This is a genomic window from Citrobacter arsenatis (assembly GCF_004353845.1).
Taxonomy (GTDB): Bacteria; Pseudomonadota; Gammaproteobacteria; order Enterobacterales; family Enterobacteriaceae; genus Citrobacter; species Citrobacter arsenatis.
Genome location: NZ_CP037864.1, coordinates 1703718 through 1720368, shown reverse-complemented (window position 1 = coordinate 1720368; position 16651 = coordinate 1703718). Strand labels below are relative to the sequence as shown.

Genomic DNA, 16651 nt, shown 5'->3' with positions numbered 1-16651 from the left:
TCAATTCTATTCGATTTTCTCTCACCAAAAAAAACGTGATACTTATCACATCGACGGAACAACGTCTTCTTAACAGAACACTGACTAACAGAACAAACCTGCGAGAGATTAATCATGAAAAACATTAAATACGCTGTTGCTGCTATCGCCCTGTCTACCCTGTCATTTGGCGTTTTCGCTGCCGAGCCGGTTTCCTCCACTCAGGCACAAAGCATGAATAAAATTGGTGTAGTTTCTGCTGATGGCGCCACCACGCTGGATGGCCTGGAAGCAAAACTGGCTGAGAAAGCGGCTGCTGCCGGTGCATCTGGTTACAGCATCACTTCCGCTGTAGGTAAAGACAAAATGAGCGGCACCGCGGTTATCTATAAATAACCGATAGAATACCTGTACGACCCAATGCTCCAACCCTCATTGACCCTGTTTGTTACCCTTTGTTTGCCCGTCCGCCACTGGACGGGCTTTTTTTTACTTAATTTTCCAGTTGGTGACGAAATTCCTGCAACATGGTGTCTGGCATCCCAATTTGCCGGGCCGCCTCGCAAATCGCCTGCCAGCTTCCGGAATCCAGCGGGATCCCCTGTGCCAGACGCTCCTCACGCGTATTCACCTCCCATTCCCCTGGCAACAGGATCGGGGCATCTTCAGCATGCGGGGAGGCTTTCACCCACTCAGCAAACGCCGCAACCTGCTTGTCGCAGTCCGGCGCACCAAACAGTTCCGGATTCATAATGATGGTGGTCATGCAGTTTATGATGGCGTCCGCACTGGTCTGTAGGCTCTCTTCATGTGTAGTTTTACCGCCAGAAAGCGCGCCGCCCATAATTTCGCACATCGCCGCCAGCGCATAACCTTTATGTTGGGCGAAGGCCAGTAACGACCCCAGCGGAGAAACCTGCATTACACCAGGATCGGTTGTGGGCACCCCGTTTACATCAATCAGGCATCCCGGAGGCACCGGTTCACCCTTGTGCCATGCCACACGGGTTTTGCCAAATGCGATGGCGCTGGTTGCATAGTCCAGCAACAGCGGAAAAGTAGTTTTACGCGGAAACACGACGCAGAAGGGGTTGGTGCCAAAGCGGCTATCGCGGCCGTGAAACGGTGCGACCATCGGGATCCCTACCACATTAACAAAGTGCACCGAAACAAAACCCGCCGCCGCGCATTGCTCCGCCCAATAGCCAATGCGTCCGATATGGTGCGAATTATGTAATGCCACGGCGGCAATACCGTACTGGCGCGCTTTTTCGATCCCAAGCGTCATTGCTTCGTGTGCCGCCACCTGACCAAATGCGCAGTCGCCATCAAGCGTAATTACCGCTCCCGCATCTTTGACCACTTTGGCATGACGGTTGATCTGCAGATGTCCTTGCGAGAATGAGCGGATATAGCTTGGGATCATGCCGATGCCGTGGGAATCGTGACCGGCGAGGTTAGAGGCTATCAGATGATCGGCCACCAGCCGCGCCTCCTGCTCATTGCTTCCCATCTGGTGAAAAACGGCCTGGATAAAGGCGTGCAGCGTTGGCACATGGAAGCGATGTCCACTGTTCATTGTTATCTCCTTTGTGTCGCGTGTTTGTTGTGTTTCTTATTTTTCAACAAACTATGCTGCGCCACAGCAAACAGGAGGTCAATAAACGTGCAGAAATTTCACGTTGCCGAAAAAGTGAGAACCGACAGGCCTGGCAAAAGACCCGTCGGGATTACAAATGGATTAGAAACTTTGCTCGACGCGGGCAAGTCCTTCAGCCAACGTCGCGGATTCGCCGGTTGCAACCAGGCAGCAGGCCATCTGGATTTTCAACGATGCCGGAACAGGCTCACTGCCAGCCAGACAACGCTCAATCCAGCGCGCGGTGGTTTCCGGATCTTTTGCCACCGGCAGCGGTACCGGCTCGTCAGGCATCTCGCTCTGTCGGTCCTGTAGCACGCGCACGCCGGATGAATCTATCAGGCTTATCTGCGGGCAGCGCTGCGGGTTGGCATACACTTCGCCCTCGGTACCGTGCATCAACAGGCCACGCCCACCGATATCGCCGAAAAACTTCGCCACACGCGAGACGTATTCCGGATGGGACACGCTGGAAAGACGCAGCGCGGCATCTTCGGCAAACGGCGTGGCTAATTTAGCCAGCGTGTGCGCACTGTTACGCACGCCCATTCGCCAGCGCATCGCCAGCTGTTTCTCCAGCGGAGGGCACAGCGCGCTCACCGGGATAAATACCGGCTCATGACCATCCAGCTTTGCCTGCGCCTGCCCGGCATGCAGCGTCGGCGCAATTCCCATCAGCTCGAAAATGGTTTCTGTCAGCACGCGGGTCGGATCCTCGCTCACGCCGTGTACCACCACCGGGAAACCGAGCTTATGCAGTAAAATCGCCAGCAGCGGAGTCAAATTCGCCTGCTTACGTGCGCCATTGTAGCTGGGAATGACAATCGGCATGGGTTTGGCAACCGGCGGAGTCAGGCGAATGGTGTGGTTTTGCATCGCTTCGTAAAAGCCCAGCATCTCCGCTTCGCCTTCGCCTTTAATACGTAGCGCAATCAGTACTCCGCCCATCTCAAGGTCAGGTACATCGCCGTTCATCATATGGGTATACAGTCCGCGAGCAGTATCCTTGTCCAGGTCACGCGCGTGATTTTTTCCTCGCCCAATCTCTTTAATGATTTTGCGGTAATCCATCGATAACTCCTTGCCTGTTGCTCGCATCGTTAACGCCGACGGCGGCGCGTAGGTTTCGTTTTTTCTTTTGGTTTTACTATAACGTCTGGCACAGCAGGTTGCTCTATCGGAAATATGGGTAACGCGTTCAGTAAACGCTTACCATAGCTTTTGGTCAATAAACGCTTGTCATAAATAACCACTTCTCCCCAACAGCCATGGCTACGGATGAGTCGCCCAACCTGCTGGATCAAATTGAACGACGCCGCGGGCAGGCTCTGCACCTCGAAGGGGTAGCGGTTCAGGCTTTTCAACCACTCGCCCTCGGTGATCACCACCGGGCTGTCGATAGGCGGAAACGCAATTTTGTGAATATGCACCTGAGTCAGCAAATCGCCTTTCAAATCCAGACCTTCGGCAAAAGATTGCAGCCCAACCAGCACGCTACGCTCGCCGTTGGTCACCCGCTTGCGGTGCAACTCCACCAGACGATAGCGCGGCTGGTCGCCCTGTACCAACAACAGCAGGCGCAGATCGGTCACGTGCTCAAGAAAGCGCTGCATCGCCCGGCCGCTGGCAAAAAGTACCAACATGCCCTGATGCTTTTTACTTTCCAGCTGTTCGCGGAAATAGGCGGCCATTTCCGCGATATGCTGCTCTTCGTTATCAATTAACGGTTCGTAGCGCATCTTTGGAATGACGATTTTGCCCTGTTCAACGTGATTAAACGGTGAATCCAGCGCGACAAACCGGTCCCCTGCTTTTTCCTTCAGACCGCTCATCTCCTGCAGACGCGAGAAGCTGTTGAGCGAGCGCAGCGTGGCGGAAGTGACAATAATATGCGGTACGCTGCGCCACAGCAGTCGTTCGAGCTGATCGCTCACGCGGATACCCACGCAGTGGAACCAGACGTGGATCTGCCCGTCACGCACCTCTCGCGTCGCCCATTTACTTACCGGCGCACCTGACGACTGCGCGAGCGATGCCAACCGCCACAGTTTGCTTTGCGCCTCAAACATGCCCAGCGCCCGATTCATCTGCAAAATAACCCGATGCAGACGCACAATATCGTGAGTACCGGTTTTTTCGCTGAGATCGTTGAGGAACAGTTCTGCCAGACCGCGCAGCATTTCCGTTAGCTTCGCCAGACGCTGACAAATCTCCATCACTTCCGCAGGCAGCTCGCCCATTGCGAAGCGGTGTTCCGCCTCCTGGGTTGCGGGCATGTACAGATTAAGAATGTTATTGAGCGATGAAATCAGCTCATACAGTTCCTCACAGTGACCGTTCAGGCGCTCCGCGTTCGCCAGCGGCGGCGTGGTTTTTGGCCGAAACTGCTCCAGGCAGGTAGCCACTAATTTGCAAAACAGATCCAACTGCAGTCGGTACCATGGGGCGCTGATTTCCGCGCTCATCTCCAGCGCATCACGCGCAACATCCGGCAAGTGGTGGCCTTCATCCAGCACCAGCAGCAGGTTTTTCGGCTCCGGCAAAACGGCTTCGCTTTCCATAGCCGCCATCACCAGCGCGTGGTTGGCTACCACCACTTCGGCTTCCTGAATCTCCCGGCGGGCGACAAAAAAAGGGCATTCACGATAGTAGTGACAGTTACGATTCAGGCAGCTGGCTTTATCGGTGCTCAGGCGTTGCCAGAGCCCGTCGTCGATAGCGATATCGGTGTGATCGCGCAGCCCGTCCCACTTGTAGCTGTCGAGATCGCCTTTTAGCCTGGCGCAACGCTTTTGTTCTTCCTGGTTATTGGGCGTCAGGTCATCGTCAAGAAAGGCCAGCAGATCCTGCTGATTGGGTTCGGTGCTGGCCAGCGCTGCTAAGTTACGCGGGCAGACATAGCGTCCGCGACCAAACGCGGCGGTAAAACGCAGGTCAGGGATAATTTTGCGTAGCAGCGGCAAATCTTTGCTGTAGATCTGATCCTGCAAAGCGACGTTGGCGGTACTGACCACCAGCGTTTTTTGTTCCTCACGCGCTATGGCAATACCGGGAATCAAATACGACAGCGTTTTCCCCACCCCGGTCGGCGCCTCAATCGCCAGATGCCGCCCTTCTTCCCCAGATAGCGTTTTCGCGACGTCAGCAATCATCTGCCGCTGCGGCGCACGGGGGATAAAGTCGGGGATCTGTTCCTGAAGCGCCTTATACCAGGCGGCGATTTGCGCTTTTAACGCAGCCGTTAGTGCCATGAGAAAACCTGAAATACTGTATAAACAGCCACTATTGTGGCACATTTCAGACACTCAATGTACCTTTTTCCCCCATTCTGGAAAGCGGCTCGCAGCACTGGCTTAAATTGCCGGATGGCGGCTTACACGCCTTATCCGGCCTACAATCCGGGTTCGCGCCTTACTCGGCCTACAGTGAGGGACATTGTAGGCCGAATAAACGTGTCGGTTAATAGTATCCCAGCAGCTTCCACCACAGCATGCCGACGGCAAAAATGATGATCACATTTGCCGTTACCACACAGAGGTTAATCTTGTAAAAGCGCGGTCGTTCAAAATAGCCCTGGGCAAAATAAATAGGGCCAGGTCCGCCGCCATACTCGGTATTCCCCCACATCAGGTTACTAAAGATACCGAAGCAAATAGCGACCATCATCGGCGGTGCGCCTGCAGCGATCGCCGTGGCCGCAAAAGGAGCATACAGCGCAGCCACATGCCCGGTAGCCGTAGCAAAGAGATAATGGACGTAAATGTAAAGGACCCCCAGCATAATAAAGGACTCGATCGCGCCAAACCCCTGAATACCGCTGCCTAACTTTATTGTCATCCATTTAATAAAACCCAGATCGGCAAGTCCGGTCGCCAGACTAATAATAACGCTAAACCAGATCACCGTATCCCATGCCGCATGGTCATTAAGCAGGCTTTTCCAGTTCACGGCGCCCGAAGCGAAAAGATAAGCAGCCAACCCCAGTCCGACAGATGTAGCAGACAATCCAGTAATCAAGCTAGTGCCCCAGCCAACCAGCGCCAGCACAAAACCTAGCGCGACCTTTTTCTCGCTACTGCTCATCGAACCGAGTTCACCGAGCGCCTGCTTACCCATCGCTTTTGCCTCTGGCGTACGCTTAAGCTCGGGATCCAATAACTTGTAAACCAGAAGTGGCATCAGGCAGAAACAGACCATCGCAGGGACCACTGCGGAAATAAACCATCCGCCCCAGGTTATCTCCACACCCAATGACGATTTCGCCAGACTCGCTACCAGCGGATTCGCCGCCATCCCGGTGAGAAATATCGCCCCGGTAATCGGCGTAAACTGGAAGCACACCATGGTTAAGAAATCGCCAATGCGTTTACCTGTTACCCCCGGCGCGGAACCCAACACATCATTGATGGAACGAGTGATGGGAAAAATTATGCCCCCTGACCGTGCAGTTACAGACGGCATTGCCGGGGCCATAATCAGATCGGAAACCCCCAGTGAGTAAGCGATACCCAGGCTGCTACCGCCAAAGAGCGATAACATTTTATACGCGATACGTTTCCCCAGTCCTGACGTTACAAAGCCCAGAGACAAGACGTAGGCACAGAAAATGAGCCATACCGTACCGGACGCAAACCCTGACAGCGCCTTTGTCTCTGGCAACGTTTTAGTGAAAATAACCACACAAAGTGCAATCAACATTACCGCCCCCGAAGGGAGCGGCTGGGTAAGAATGGCGGCAATGGTCGCGGCAAATATCGCGAACATGTGCCAGGCCTGAGGCGTCAGACCATCAGGTACAGGATAAAACCAAACGATCGCGCCTATCGCCAGCGGTATCAGGAACGACAAAATGGATTTTCCCGTGACAGAATTCGTTGACATAAAAATATCCTTATTCCGTTAGCCCGAGAACGTTCATTTCCGCGACATATATCTTGCTAATACCTGATCCACCATCGCCGGTGCCATTCCAAGGTAATTTGCCGGGTCGGTAAGTTTTTCAATCAACTGTGGGTCCAGTCGTTCAGAGACAGATGACATCGCATTCAGCACGTCAGCTAATCGCCCACCCTGTTCGTTGACGATACGACAGGCGTCATACACCACGTCATGTGCATCCTGACGACCAATATACGGAGCCAACCCCATCATGACCGCTTCAGCCACAATCAATCCGTTAGTCATGCCGAGATTACGTTTCATCGCCGCTTCATCGACCACCAGCCCCGCCAGCATAAAATTGGCCTGATGCAGTGCTCCCGCGCTGAGAACAAAACTTTCCGGGATAGCAATCCATTCGGCATGCCACGGCCCGGTTGCACGCTCCAGATCTTGTACCATTGCATCAAGCATCAACCCAGCCTGTTGGCGAACGCCTTTGGCACAGGCCAGCATCAGCTCGCTGGAAATAGGGTTGCGTTTCTGCGGCATGGTACTGCTGGCGCCACGCCCTTTAACAAACGGCTCATACAGTTCACCAAACTCGTTAGCTGCCAGCAGCATTACGTCGTAGGCAATCTTACCCAGCGACCCGGTAATCACCGCTAACAGGTTCACCGCTTCGGCAAAACCATCACGCGCGACGTGCCAGGTGGAGGTTGGAACATTCAGTCCAAGCTCTTCCATCATCGCTTTTTGTACCGCCAGCCCTTTATCCCCTAGCGATGCCAGCGTACCGGCCGCCCCGGCAAATTCACCGACCAATACACGAGGACGCGCCTGGGCAAGACGTTCAGCATGACGCTCAAACATATCCAGCCAGATGGCCGCTTTGTAACCGAAGGTCACGGGCAAAGCCTGTTGTAAATGGGTTCTTCCCGCCATTGGCGTATCACGGTAGCGGCGTGAAAGATCGGCCAGCGTTGCGCGGAGTTTGTCCATATCGGATTCAATAAGCGCAAAAGCATCTCGAATTTGCAGGACCACTGCGGTGTCCATAATGTCCTGAGTGGTTGCCCCCCAGTGCACATAGCCGCCAGACTCGCCAGCCTGTTTAGAAATCTGGTGTACCAACGGTAGGATCGGATAACCCACGATTTCGGTTTCATGGCGCAATAAATCGAAATCGAGCGTGTCGGCATTACATTTTTCAGCAATTTCCAGCGCCGCAGCCTCGGGTATTACGCCGCAGCGAGCCTGGGCTTTGGCTAATGCCACTTCCACTTCCACGTATTTGCGCACCAGCTCGCGATCGTCAAACACCGCGCGCATCGCCGGTGTGCCGAAAGAATCCCTGAACAGAACAGAATCAAGTACATTCGAAGCCATAAATCCCCCTGGAAAATCTGATAATGATAAGATGCGTGTTGACGGCAGTTTGTTGGATGTCTAAACGCCGCTGCAATGTCCAGACATAACAAAATGTCCGTACATTTAAATGTACGGACATTTATAGTATTCATAAGAAATGTAGGGAATAGTCCGTACAAATTTTCGTGATAAAGATCACTAATATTTTGATGAAACTGCGATGAAAGAATCTCTGTACAAGCGAATAGCACGTGAACTGGCGCAGCAAATTGCGGTGGGAACCTTTGCTCCCGGCTCGCTGTTTCCTACGGAAATGGAACTGTGCGAAACATGGCAGGTCAGCCGCCACACCATGCGTGAGGCGCTAAGGGAATTAACAGAGCAAGGTCTGATATCACGGCGTAAAGGCGCGGGAACTCGCGTTTGCGAACCTAAGGCTAACGGCGTCAATCACCCGCTATCGCATCTTGAGGATCTGTTGCTGTTGGCCAAAAACAATCTGCGCGTCATCAAGAAAATCGATGAGATTGTGGCGGACATAGAGTTGTCCCAGATGATTGGCTGCCCGCCGGGTTCCCGTTGGCTGCACATTGCCAGCACTCGCGAAGATGCACAAAACCCCGACGCGCCAATCTGCTGGACGGACAGCTATGCCAGCACGGATTACGCCAAGCTGCGCACGTACATCCGTGACGATCCACACTCGCTAATCAGCGATTTGATCGAAACGCATTACGGTATCAAAAGTCATGAGGTGCACCAGACCATTACGGCTGTCGGCGTGCCAAAAAAGGTGGCAAAGATCCTCAATGTTGCGCCTGATTCACCAGCGATGAGAATTGTACGTCGTTATCTGGACAGGGACGGGAAAGTATTTGAGACGACGATTTCGATTCACCCGGCAGGACGCTATACCTGCTCAATCGTGCTGAAATCGCAAAGTTCAGGGGAGTGATTGACCTATCCGGCCTACACGATGTGTAGACCGGATAGCGTGTTTATACTGCCATACAGCAAGGTGAATTACTGCGCTGAAGACGGTTTGCGCGGACGGCGCGGTGGACGAGGCTTATCGCCTGCCGGTTTGCCTTCGCCGCTACGCGGTTTCGCTTTTGGCGCACCGCCATCCTGACGACGCGACTGCTGGCCACGCCCTGCTCCGCCCTGACCACGACCGCCGCCACCACGCTGCTGGCGACCGTTCTGGATTGGCTCGGCTTTGATGGACGGGTCCGGCTCGTAGCCTGGCGTTGCAATACGCGGGATCTCTTTTTTCAGCAGCTTCTCGATGTCACGCAACAGCTTGTGTTCATCGACGCACACCAGAGACAACGCTTCGCCGGTGGCGGCCGCACGACCAGTACGACCAATACGGTGCACGTAATCTTCCGGGACATTTGGCAGCTCGTAGTTCACCACGTGCGGCAGCTCTTCAATGTCCAGGCCGCGCGCGGCAATGTCGGTCGCTACCAGCACGCGAATATCACCGGATTTAAAATCAGCCAGTGCACGCGTACGCGCTCCCTGAGATTTGTTTCCATGGATCGCCGCGCTGCGGATACCGTCTTTATTCAGCTGTTCTGCCAGGTGGTTCGCACCGTGTTTGGTACGGGTGAACACCAGCACCTGCTGCCAGTTGCCTTGACCGATCATCTGCGATAGCAGTTCGCGTTTACGTTTTTTATCCACGAAATGAACATGCTGAGTCACCTGCTCGGACGCGGTATTACGGCGCGCCACTTCGATTTCCAGTGGATTGTGCAGAAGTTTTTCGGCCAGCGACTTGATATCGTCAGAAAACGTTGCTGAGAACAGCAGGTTCTGGCGTTTCGCCGGCAATTTCGCCAGAACGCGGCGGATATCGTGAATAAAGCCCATATCCAGCATGCGGTCAGCTTCGTCCAGCACCAGGATCTCTACCTGATCCAGTTTCACCGCATTCTGGTGCTCCAGATCGAGCAAACGACCCGGAGTGGCAATCAGGACATCCACACCGCCACGCAGCTTCATCATCTGCGGGTTAATGCTGACGCCGCCGAAGACCACCAGCGAGCGAATATTCAGATACTTACTGTAATCACGTACGTTTTCGCCAATCTGAGCCGCCAGTTCGCGGGTAGGCGTAAGGATCAGCGCACGAACCGGGCGACGGCTTTTACCATGTGGCTGATGGGTAATCAGATGCTGCAACAGCGGCAGGGTAAAACCTGCCGTTTTCCCCGTGCCGGTCTGGGCGCTGGCCATCAGATCGCGGCCTTCCAGCACGGCAGGGATCGCCTGCTGCTGAATAGGGGTAGGTTCACGGTAACCCTGCTCGGCAACGGCACGTAAAATATCAGGGTTTAAACCAAGGGAATCAAAAGACATAACAACTCCGAACCACCCTGACCGTTACCGGTGTCGTTTTCAGGGAGATACATATAATAGAGATGACAAAAACCACAATGTCATGAAGGGGCGAAGTGTAGCAGTTTTTGTGATGTGCCGCATAAATTATCCCTGCGCGGGAAAATAACGGTCTGGACTGGACAAGTTTGCACATCAGTCATAATCTTAATCAATCGATTGATTAAGATCAGAGTCGTGCCATGAATACACCCACCATGACAACCAAAGGTGAACAGGCAAAAAATCAGCTCATTGCCGCCGCGCTGGCGCAGTTTGGCGAGTACGGTCTGCACGCTACCACGCGCGATATCGCCGCGCAGGCCGGGCAAAATATTGCGGCCATTACCTACTATTTTGGCTCAAAAGAGGATTTATATCTCGCCTGCGCCCAGTGGATTGCAGATTTTATCGGCTCACAGTTTCGCCCGCACGCTGAAGAGGCTGAGCGTTTATTCGCCCAGCCAGAGCCGGATCGTGGTGCGATGCGTGAACTGATCCTGCGCGCCTGCAAAAATATGATCATGCTGTTAACTCAGGACGACACCGTTAACCTGAGCAAATTTATCTCGCGCGAACAGCTTTCCCCCACCGCAGCTTATCAACTGGTGCACGACCAGGTTATCAATCCGCTGCATACACACCTGACGCGCCTGATTGCCGCCTATACCGGTGGCGATGCCAACGATACCCAGATGATTCTGCACACCCACGCCATACTCGGCGAAGTGCTGGCCTTTCGTCTGGGGAAAGAAACCATTCTGTTGCGTACGGGCTGGTCACAATTTGATGAGGATAAAACCGCGCTGATTGACCAAACGATCACCTGTCACATCGATCTTATTCTGCAAGGTTTAACGCAAAGGAGTCTGGAGTCATGAAAAAACCTGTCGTTCTCGGGCTGGTCATCGCGGCCCTCGTTACCGTGATCGCCGGTGGAACGTGGTGGTATCAAAGCCGGCAAGATAACGGCCTGACGCTGTATGGCAATGTCGACATCCGTAGCGTCAACCTGAGTTTTCGCGTTGGCGGCAGGCTGGCCTCGCTGGCGGTTGACGAAGGCGATGCGATTACCGCCGGTCAGGTGCTGGGCGAACTGGATCGCGCACCGTATGAAAACGCATTAATGCAGGCAAAAGCCAATGTTGCCGCCGCGCAGGCGCAATACGATCTGATGCTGGCAGGGTATCGCCAAGAAGAGATCGCGCAAACCGCGGCGGCTGTCAAACAGGCGCAGGCGGCCTATGATTACGCGCAGAATTTTTACAATCGGCAGGTAGGATTGTGGAAAAGCCGCACCATTTCCGCCAACGATCTGGAAAACGCCCGTTCATCACGGGATCAGGCGCTGGCCTCACTGAAATCCGCGCAGGATAAGCTCACGCAATATCGCAGCGGTAATCGTGTGCAGGACATCGAGCAGGCGAAAGCCGCGCTCGAACAAGCCCAGGCTGAGCTGGCGCAGGCAGAGCTTAATTTGCATGACACCACCCTGACCTCGCCGTCTGACGGCACGCTTCTCACCCGGGCGGTTGAACCCGGCAGCATGCTGAACGAAGGGGGCACGGTACTGACGCTGTCGCTCACGCGTCCGGTCTGGGTTCGCGCCTACGTTGACGAACGCAATCTGAGCCAGGCACAGCCAGGACGGGAAATCCTGCTCTACACCGATGGTCGCCCGGACAAACCGTATCACGGTAAAATCGGCTTCGTTTCTCCTACCGCCGAATTTACACCGAAAACGGTTGAGACCCCTGACCTGCGCACCGATCTGGTGTATCGCTTGCGAATTGTCGTCACCGACGCGGATGATGCGCTACGCCAGGGAATGCCGGTAACGATAAAGTTTGGCGATGAGGCACGGCATGAATGACGCCGTCATTACGCTTAAAGGGCTGACGAAAAACTTTGCCGGAATGGAAAAACCGGCCGTCGCCCCACTCGACTGTACTGTTCATGCAGGCTACGTGACCGGACTTGTCGGGCCGGACGGTGCGGGCAAAACCACGCTGATGCGAATGCTGGCGGGGTTGTTAAAACCCGATGCCGGAAGCGCTGCGGTGATTGGCTTTGATCCCATCAAAGACGACAGTGCGCTGCATGCGGTGCTCGGCTATATGCCGCAGAAATTTGGCCTGTATGAAGATTTGACGGTCATGGAGAACCTCAATCTTTATGCTGACTTGCGCAGCGTCACCGGTGAAACGCGAGAAAAAACCTTTGCGCGGCTACTGGAATTTACCTCGCTGGGACCATTTACCGGTCGACTGGCTGGCAAGCTTTCCGGCGGTATGAAACAGAAGCTCGGGCTTGCCTGTACGTTGGTCGGTGAACCCAAAGTGTTGCTGCTGGATGAGCCTGGCGTGGGTGTCGACCCTATTTCCCGTCGCGAGCTGTGGCAAATGGTCCACGAGCTGGCCGGGGACGGCATGCTGATCCTATGGAGTACGTCATATCTTGATGAGGCTGAACAATGCCGTGATGTGCTGCTGATGAACGAAGGCGAATTGTTATACCAGGGCGATCCCACTCAGCTTACGCAAACCATGGCAGGTCGCAGCTTCCTGATGAGCAGTCCGCAGGAAAACAACCGCCGACTGCTGCAACGCGCGTTAAAACTGCCACAGGTCAGCGATGGGATGATTCAGGGGAAATCCGTCCGTCTAATCCTGAAAAAAGAGGCTACAGCTCAGCAGATCCAAAACGCTGACGGCATGCCGCAGATAACCATCAACGAAACCATACCCCGCTTCGAAGACGCCTTTATCGATTTACTCGGCGGAGCCGGAACATCGGAGTCCCCGCTGGGCGCTATCCTGCATACCGTGGAAGGCACGCCTGGCGAAACGGTGATCGAAGCCAAAGCGCTGACCAAGAAATTTGGCGATTTTGCCGCTACCGACCACGTAGACTTTGCCGTGCAGCGCGGCGAGATTTTTGGTCTGTTAGGCCCCAACGGCGCGGGCAAATCCACCACCTTTAAAATGATGTGCGGCCTGCTGGTCCCCACTTCCGGCAAAGCGCTGGTGCTGGATATGGACCTGAAAGTCAGCTCCGGTAAAGCGCGTCAGCATCTGGGCTATATGGCGCAGAAATTCTCCCTGTATGGCAACCTGACGGTTGAACAGAATCTGCGCTTTTTCTCCGGCGTCTACGGTCTGCGTGGTCGGGCGCAGAAGGAGAAAATCGATCGTATGAGCGAGGCATTCGGCCTGAAGAGCATCGCCTCCCACGCCACCGACGAATTGCCGCTGGGCTTTAAGCAGCGTCTGGCGCTGGCCTGCTCGCTGATGCATGAACCCGATATTCTGTTCCTTGATGAACCCACTTCCGGGGTCGATCCCCTTACCCGTCGCGAGTTCTGGCTGCATATCAACAGCATGGTAGAAAAAGGCGTCACGGTAATGGTGACCACCCACTTTATGGATGAGGCGGAATACTGCGATCGCATCGGGCTGGTATATCGCGGCAAACTGATTGCCAGCGGTACGCCGGACGACCTGAAAGCTCAGGCTGCCGACAGCGACACGCCGGACCCGACCATGGAACAGGCGTTCATCACGCTTATCAATGACTGGGATAAGGAGCATGCGCATGAGTAACTCCGCTCTCTCCTGGCGTCGCGTACGTGCGCTGTGCGTGAAAGAGACACGCCAGATCGTCCGCGATCCCAGCAGTTGGCTGATTGCGGTAGTGATCCCGCTGCTGCTGCTGTTTATCTTCGGCTACGGGATCAACCTCGACTCCAGCAAGCTGCGGGTAGGGATTTTGCTCGAACAGCAAAGCGAAGAGGCGTTGGATTTTACCCATACTATGACCGGTTCACCGTATATTGACGCCACCATCAGCGATAACCGTCAGGAACTGATTGAGAAAATGCAGGCCGGGCGCATTCGCGGGCTGGTGGTGATCCCGGTGGATTTCGCCCAGCAGATGGCGCGACCCAACGACGTGGCACCGATCCAGGTGATCACCGATGGCAGTGAGCCGAATACCGCCAATTTTGTGCAGGGCTATGTTGAAGGCATATGGCAAATCTGGCAGCAACAGCGGGCGGAAGATCGTGGAGAATCGTTCAAGCCATTGATCGATGTGCAGACCCGCTACTGGTTTAACCCGGCGGCCATCAGCCAGCACTTTATTATTCCCGGTGCGGTAACCATTATAATGACGGTCATCGGTGCCATCCTCACCTCATTAGTGGTGGCGCGCGAATGGGAGCGCGGAACCATGGAAGCGCTGCTGTCTACAGAAGTCACCCGCGTCGAACTCCTACTGTGCAAACTGATCCCGTATTATTTTTTGGGCATGCTGGCGATGCTGCTGTGTATGCTGGTGTCGGTGTTTATTCTTGGCGTGCCCTATCGCGGCTCGTTGCTGATCCTGTTTTTCATTACCAGCCTGTTTCTGCTCAGTACGCTCGGCATGGGGTTGCTTATTTCCACCATCACTCGCAACCAGTTTAACGCCGCGCAGGTCGCGCTGAACGCCGCCTTCCTGCCCTCGATTATGCTGTCGGGTTTTATCTTCCAGATAGACAGCATGCCCGCGATTATTCGGGCGGTGACCTACATAATTCCGGCTCGTTATTTCGTCAGCACCCTGCAAAGCCTGTTTCTGGCGGGAAATATTCCGGTGGTGCTGATTATCAACGTGCTGTTTTTAATCGCTTCGGCGGTAATGTTTATTGGCCTGACGTGGCTTAAAACCAAACGTCGGCTGGATTAAGTATGTGTTTTGAGAATTGTAGTCGTAGGTCGGATAAGGCGTTCACGCCGTCATCCGGCATTATGCCTGATGCGCTTGGCTTATCAGGCCTACAAACTGGACGGAGAGGACGGGCATGTTTCATCGTTTATGGACATTAATTCGCAAAGAGCTGCAATCGCTATTACGCGAGCCGCAGACGCGAGCCATTCTGATTTTACCGGTGCTGATTCAGGTTATCCTGTTCCCGTTCGCAGCAACGCTGGAAGTGACCAACGCCACTATCGCTATCTATAACGAAGACAATGGCAAACACTCGGTGGAGCTTACCCAGCGCTTCGCCCGCGCCAGCGCCTTTACGCATGTCCTGCTGCTGAAAAGCCCGCAGGAGATCCAGCCCACCATCGACACGCAAAAAGCGCTGCTGCTGGTGCGATTCCCGGCCAACTTTTCGCGTAATCTGGATACCTTTCAGCAAGCGCCCATGCAGATTATCCTCGACGGGCGCAACTCAAACAGCGCGCAAATTGCCGCGAATTACCTACAGCAAATCGTTAAGGAGTATCAGCAGGAGCTAATGGACGGTAAGCCGAAACCGAACAACAGCGAGCTGGTAGTGCGTAACTGGTATAACCCGAATCTGGATTACAAATGGTTTGTGGTGCCGTCGCTGATCGCCATGATCACCACTATCGGCGTAATGATCGTTACCTCGCTCTCGGTTGCCCGCGAACGCGAGCAGGGCACGCTGGACCAATTGCTGGTCTCCCCACTTACCACCTGGCAGATTTTCATCGGCAAAGCGGTCCCCGCGCTGATTGTGGCAACTTTTCAGGCCACCATTGTACTAGCAATCGGCATCTGGGCTTATCACATCCCGTTTGCCGGTTCACTGGGGTTGTTCTATTTCACGATGGTGATTTACGGGCTGTCGCTGGTAGGTTTTGGTCTGCTGATTTCATCGCTGTGCGCCACCCAGCAGCAGGCGTTTATCGGCGTGTTTGTGTTTATGATGCCGGCGATATTGCTCTCAGGCTACGTCTCACCGGTCGAAAACATGCCGGTCTGGTTGCAGAATCTGACGTGGATAAACCCAATCCGCCATTTTACGGACATCACAAAACAGATTTACCTGAAGGATGCGAGTCTGCAGATTGTCTGGGGAAGTTTGTGGCCGCTATTAGTAATAGCGGCCACGACCGGCTCAGCGGCGTATGCGATGTTTAGACGCAAGGTGATGTAGCTTTTTGTCTTTCGCCAGCAACGAGACCACGGCGGGTCCGGCAAGGATAACCAGCCCCGCCAGTGCCAGTAAGACGTTGTTTTGCAGTACGCGAGACAGCAGCCACAGAACGATCATCGCAGCACCGAAATACCACGTAGTAGTCAGTTCTTCCAGCACATCCGCGACGTCGCGCCAGCGTTGTTCATGGTGACGTTGCAAGGCCAGCATTAATAAAACCGTAACGCCGTAAACGACGCATAATCCCAGGCCGACGCGCACCAGCGTGCCGCTCATCCAGCCCATTACCAGCAACGCCACTACCAGTAAATGCAACACAATCTGCCAGCAACTTAGACCCGTTGCGACACGAACACGTTGTTGCCACCTCATGGCTTTTCTCCTGAAGGATTTTCAACTAATTGTTCAGAGTACCGGACTTTACGGAAAATTCCGCAACACCGCATCTT

General features: G+C 54.3%; 14 protein-coding genes. 7 read left to right on the top strand and 7 right to left on the bottom strand.

The window, feature by feature from the left end; translation table 11 throughout:
* Nucleotides 1-114 precede the first annotated feature (114 nt).
* Nucleotides 115-375 (top strand): DUF1471 family protein YbiJ, encoded by a 261-nt coding sequence (gene ybiJ, locus E1B03_RS09210; protein ID WP_079936844.1) that lies wholly within the window; start codon nucleotides 115-117, stop codon nucleotides 373-375.
* A 97-nt stretch (nucleotides 376-472) separates the two neighbouring features.
* Here ybiJ and E1B03_RS09205 read toward each other — a convergent pair whose 3' ends face one another.
* From E1B03_RS09205 to E1B03_RS09185, 5 genes are all read right to left on the bottom strand, one after another.
* Nucleotides 473-1558, bottom strand: a complete 1086-nt coding sequence (locus tag E1B03_RS09205) for a malate/lactate/ureidoglycolate dehydrogenase (RefSeq protein WP_133086085.1) — start codon at nucleotides 1556-1558, stop codon at nucleotides 473-475.
* A 162-nt stretch (nucleotides 1559-1720) separates the two neighbouring features.
* Nucleotides 1721-2689 carry a DNA-binding protein YbiB gene (gene ybiB, locus E1B03_RS09200; RefSeq protein WP_103768880.1) on the bottom strand — a complete coding sequence of 323 codons (969 nt, stop codon included), beginning with the start codon at nucleotides 2687-2689 and terminating at the stop codon, nucleotides 1721-1723.
* A gap of 29 nt (nucleotides 2690-2718) precedes the next feature.
* Nucleotides 2719-4869 (bottom strand): ATP-dependent DNA helicase DinG, encoded by a 2151-nt coding sequence (dinG, locus tag E1B03_RS09195; protein ID WP_103768879.1) that lies wholly within the window; start codon nucleotides 4867-4869, stop codon nucleotides 2719-2721.
* Between the two features lie 208 nt (nucleotides 4870-5077).
* Nucleotides 5078-6499 (bottom strand): DASS family sodium-coupled anion symporter, encoded by a 1422-nt coding sequence (locus E1B03_RS09190; protein WP_103768878.1) that lies wholly within the window; start codon nucleotides 6497-6499, stop codon nucleotides 5078-5080.
* 33 nt (nucleotides 6500-6532) lie between these two features.
* Nucleotides 6533-7885 (bottom strand): class-II fumarase/aspartase family protein, encoded by a 1353-nt coding sequence (locus tag E1B03_RS09185; protein ID WP_103768877.1) that lies wholly within the window; start codon nucleotides 7883-7885, stop codon nucleotides 6533-6535.
* Nucleotides 7886-8087: 202 nt separating this feature from the next.
* On the opposite strand from E1B03_RS09185, the gene E1B03_RS09180 reads away from it, so the two are divergent.
* On the top strand, nucleotides 8088-8822 hold the full coding sequence (locus E1B03_RS09180; protein ID WP_003831553.1) for a GntR family transcriptional regulator: 735 nt from the start codon (nucleotides 8088-8090) through the stop codon (nucleotides 8820-8822).
* A 68-nt stretch (nucleotides 8823-8890) separates the two neighbouring features.
* Here the strand turns inward: E1B03_RS09180 and rhlE are convergent, their stop codons facing one another.
* Nucleotides 8891-10234 (bottom strand): ATP-dependent RNA helicase RhlE, encoded by a 1344-nt coding sequence (gene rhlE / locus E1B03_RS09175; RefSeq protein WP_133086084.1) that lies wholly within the window; start codon nucleotides 10232-10234, stop codon nucleotides 8891-8893.
* Nucleotides 10235-10455: 221 nt separating this feature from the next.
* On the opposite strand from rhlE, the gene cecR reads away from it, so the two are divergent.
* The 5 genes from cecR to E1B03_RS09150 all read left to right on the top strand — a co-directional run bounded on the left by cecR (nucleotide 10456) and on the right by E1B03_RS09150 (nucleotide 16202).
* Complete coding sequence (gene cecR / locus E1B03_RS09170; RefSeq protein ID WP_003035216.1) at nucleotides 10456-11133, top strand: transcriptional regulator CecR; 678 nt, start codon at nucleotides 10456-10458, stop codon at nucleotides 11131-11133.
* Nucleotides 11130-12125 (top strand): secretion protein HlyD, encoded by a 996-nt coding sequence (gene hlyD, locus E1B03_RS09165; RefSeq protein WP_133086083.1) that lies wholly within the window; start codon nucleotides 11130-11132, stop codon nucleotides 12123-12125. Before cecR ends, hlyD begins: the two co-directional genes overlap by 4 nt.
* The gene (locus E1B03_RS09160) at nucleotides 12118-13854 is read left to right on the top strand and encodes an ATP-binding cassette domain-containing protein (RefSeq protein WP_103768874.1); all 1737 of its coding nucleotides are present in this window, start codon (nucleotides 12118-12120) and stop codon (nucleotides 13852-13854) included. The genes hlyD and E1B03_RS09160 overlap by 8 nt, the downstream gene beginning before the upstream one ends.
* Nucleotides 13847-14980, top strand: a complete 1134-nt coding sequence (locus E1B03_RS09155) for an ABC transporter permease (protein ID WP_003831545.1) — start codon at nucleotides 13847-13849, stop codon at nucleotides 14978-14980. Before E1B03_RS09160 ends, E1B03_RS09155 begins: the two co-directional genes overlap by 8 nt.
* Before the next feature lie 115 nt (nucleotides 14981-15095).
* Nucleotides 15096-16202, top strand: coding sequence for an ABC transporter permease (locus E1B03_RS09150; protein ID WP_008784194.1), 1107 nt, complete (start codon nucleotides 15096-15098; stop codon nucleotides 16200-16202).
* Here E1B03_RS09150 and E1B03_RS09145 read toward each other — a convergent pair.
* The gene (locus E1B03_RS09145; RefSeq protein WP_016152353.1) at nucleotides 16164-16574 is read right to left on the bottom strand and encodes a YbhQ family protein; all 411 of its coding nucleotides are present in this window, start codon (nucleotides 16572-16574) and stop codon (nucleotides 16164-16166) included. The two genes, E1B03_RS09150 and E1B03_RS09145, sit on opposite strands and share 39 nt — an antisense overlap.
* Nucleotides 16575-16651 lie beyond the last annotated feature (77 nt).

Excerpts from the sequence above, each read along its gene's own strand:
- ybiJ (WP_079936844.1), top strand. The coding sequence starts at position 115 with ATGAAAAACATTAAATACGCTGTTGCTGCTATCGCCCTGTCTACCCTG.
- E1B03_RS09205 (WP_133086085.1), bottom strand. The coding sequence starts at position 1,558 with ATGAACAGTGGACATCGCTTCCATGTGCCAACGCTGCACGCCTTTATC.
- ybiB (WP_103768880.1), bottom strand. The coding sequence starts at position 2,689 with ATGGATTACCGCAAAATCATTAAAGAGATTGGGCGAGGAAAAAATCAC.
- dinG (WP_103768879.1), bottom strand. The coding sequence starts at position 4,869 with ATGGCACTAACGGCTGCGTTAAAAGCGCAAATCGCCGCCTGGTATAAG.
- E1B03_RS09190 (WP_103768878.1), bottom strand. The coding sequence starts at position 6,499 with ATGTCAACGAATTCTGTCACGGGAAAATCCATTTTGTCGTTCCTGATA.
- E1B03_RS09185 (WP_103768877.1), bottom strand. The coding sequence starts at position 7,885 with ATGGCTTCGAATGTACTTGATTCTGTTCTGTTCAGGGATTCTTTCGGC.
- E1B03_RS09180 (WP_003831553.1), top strand. The coding sequence starts at position 8,088 with ATGAAAGAATCTCTGTACAAGCGAATAGCACGTGAACTGGCGCAGCAA.
- rhlE (WP_133086084.1), bottom strand. The coding sequence starts at position 10,234 with ATGTCTTTTGATTCCCTTGGTTTAAACCCTGATATTTTACGTGCCGTT.
- cecR (WP_003035216.1), top strand. The coding sequence starts at position 10,456 with ATGAATACACCCACCATGACAACCAAAGGTGAACAGGCAAAAAATCAG.
- hlyD (WP_133086083.1), top strand. The coding sequence starts at position 11,130 with ATGAAAAAACCTGTCGTTCTCGGGCTGGTCATCGCGGCCCTCGTTACC.
- E1B03_RS09160 (WP_103768874.1), top strand. The coding sequence starts at position 12,118 with ATGAATGACGCCGTCATTACGCTTAAAGGGCTGACGAAAAACTTTGCC.
- E1B03_RS09155 (WP_003831545.1), top strand. The coding sequence starts at position 13,847 with ATGAGTAACTCCGCTCTCTCCTGGCGTCGCGTACGTGCGCTGTGCGTG.
- E1B03_RS09150 (WP_008784194.1), top strand. The coding sequence starts at position 15,096 with ATGTTTCATCGTTTATGGACATTAATTCGCAAAGAGCTGCAATCGCTA.
- E1B03_RS09145 (WP_016152353.1), bottom strand. The coding sequence starts at position 16,574 with ATGAGGTGGCAACAACGTGTTCGTGTCGCAACGGGTCTAAGTTGCTGG.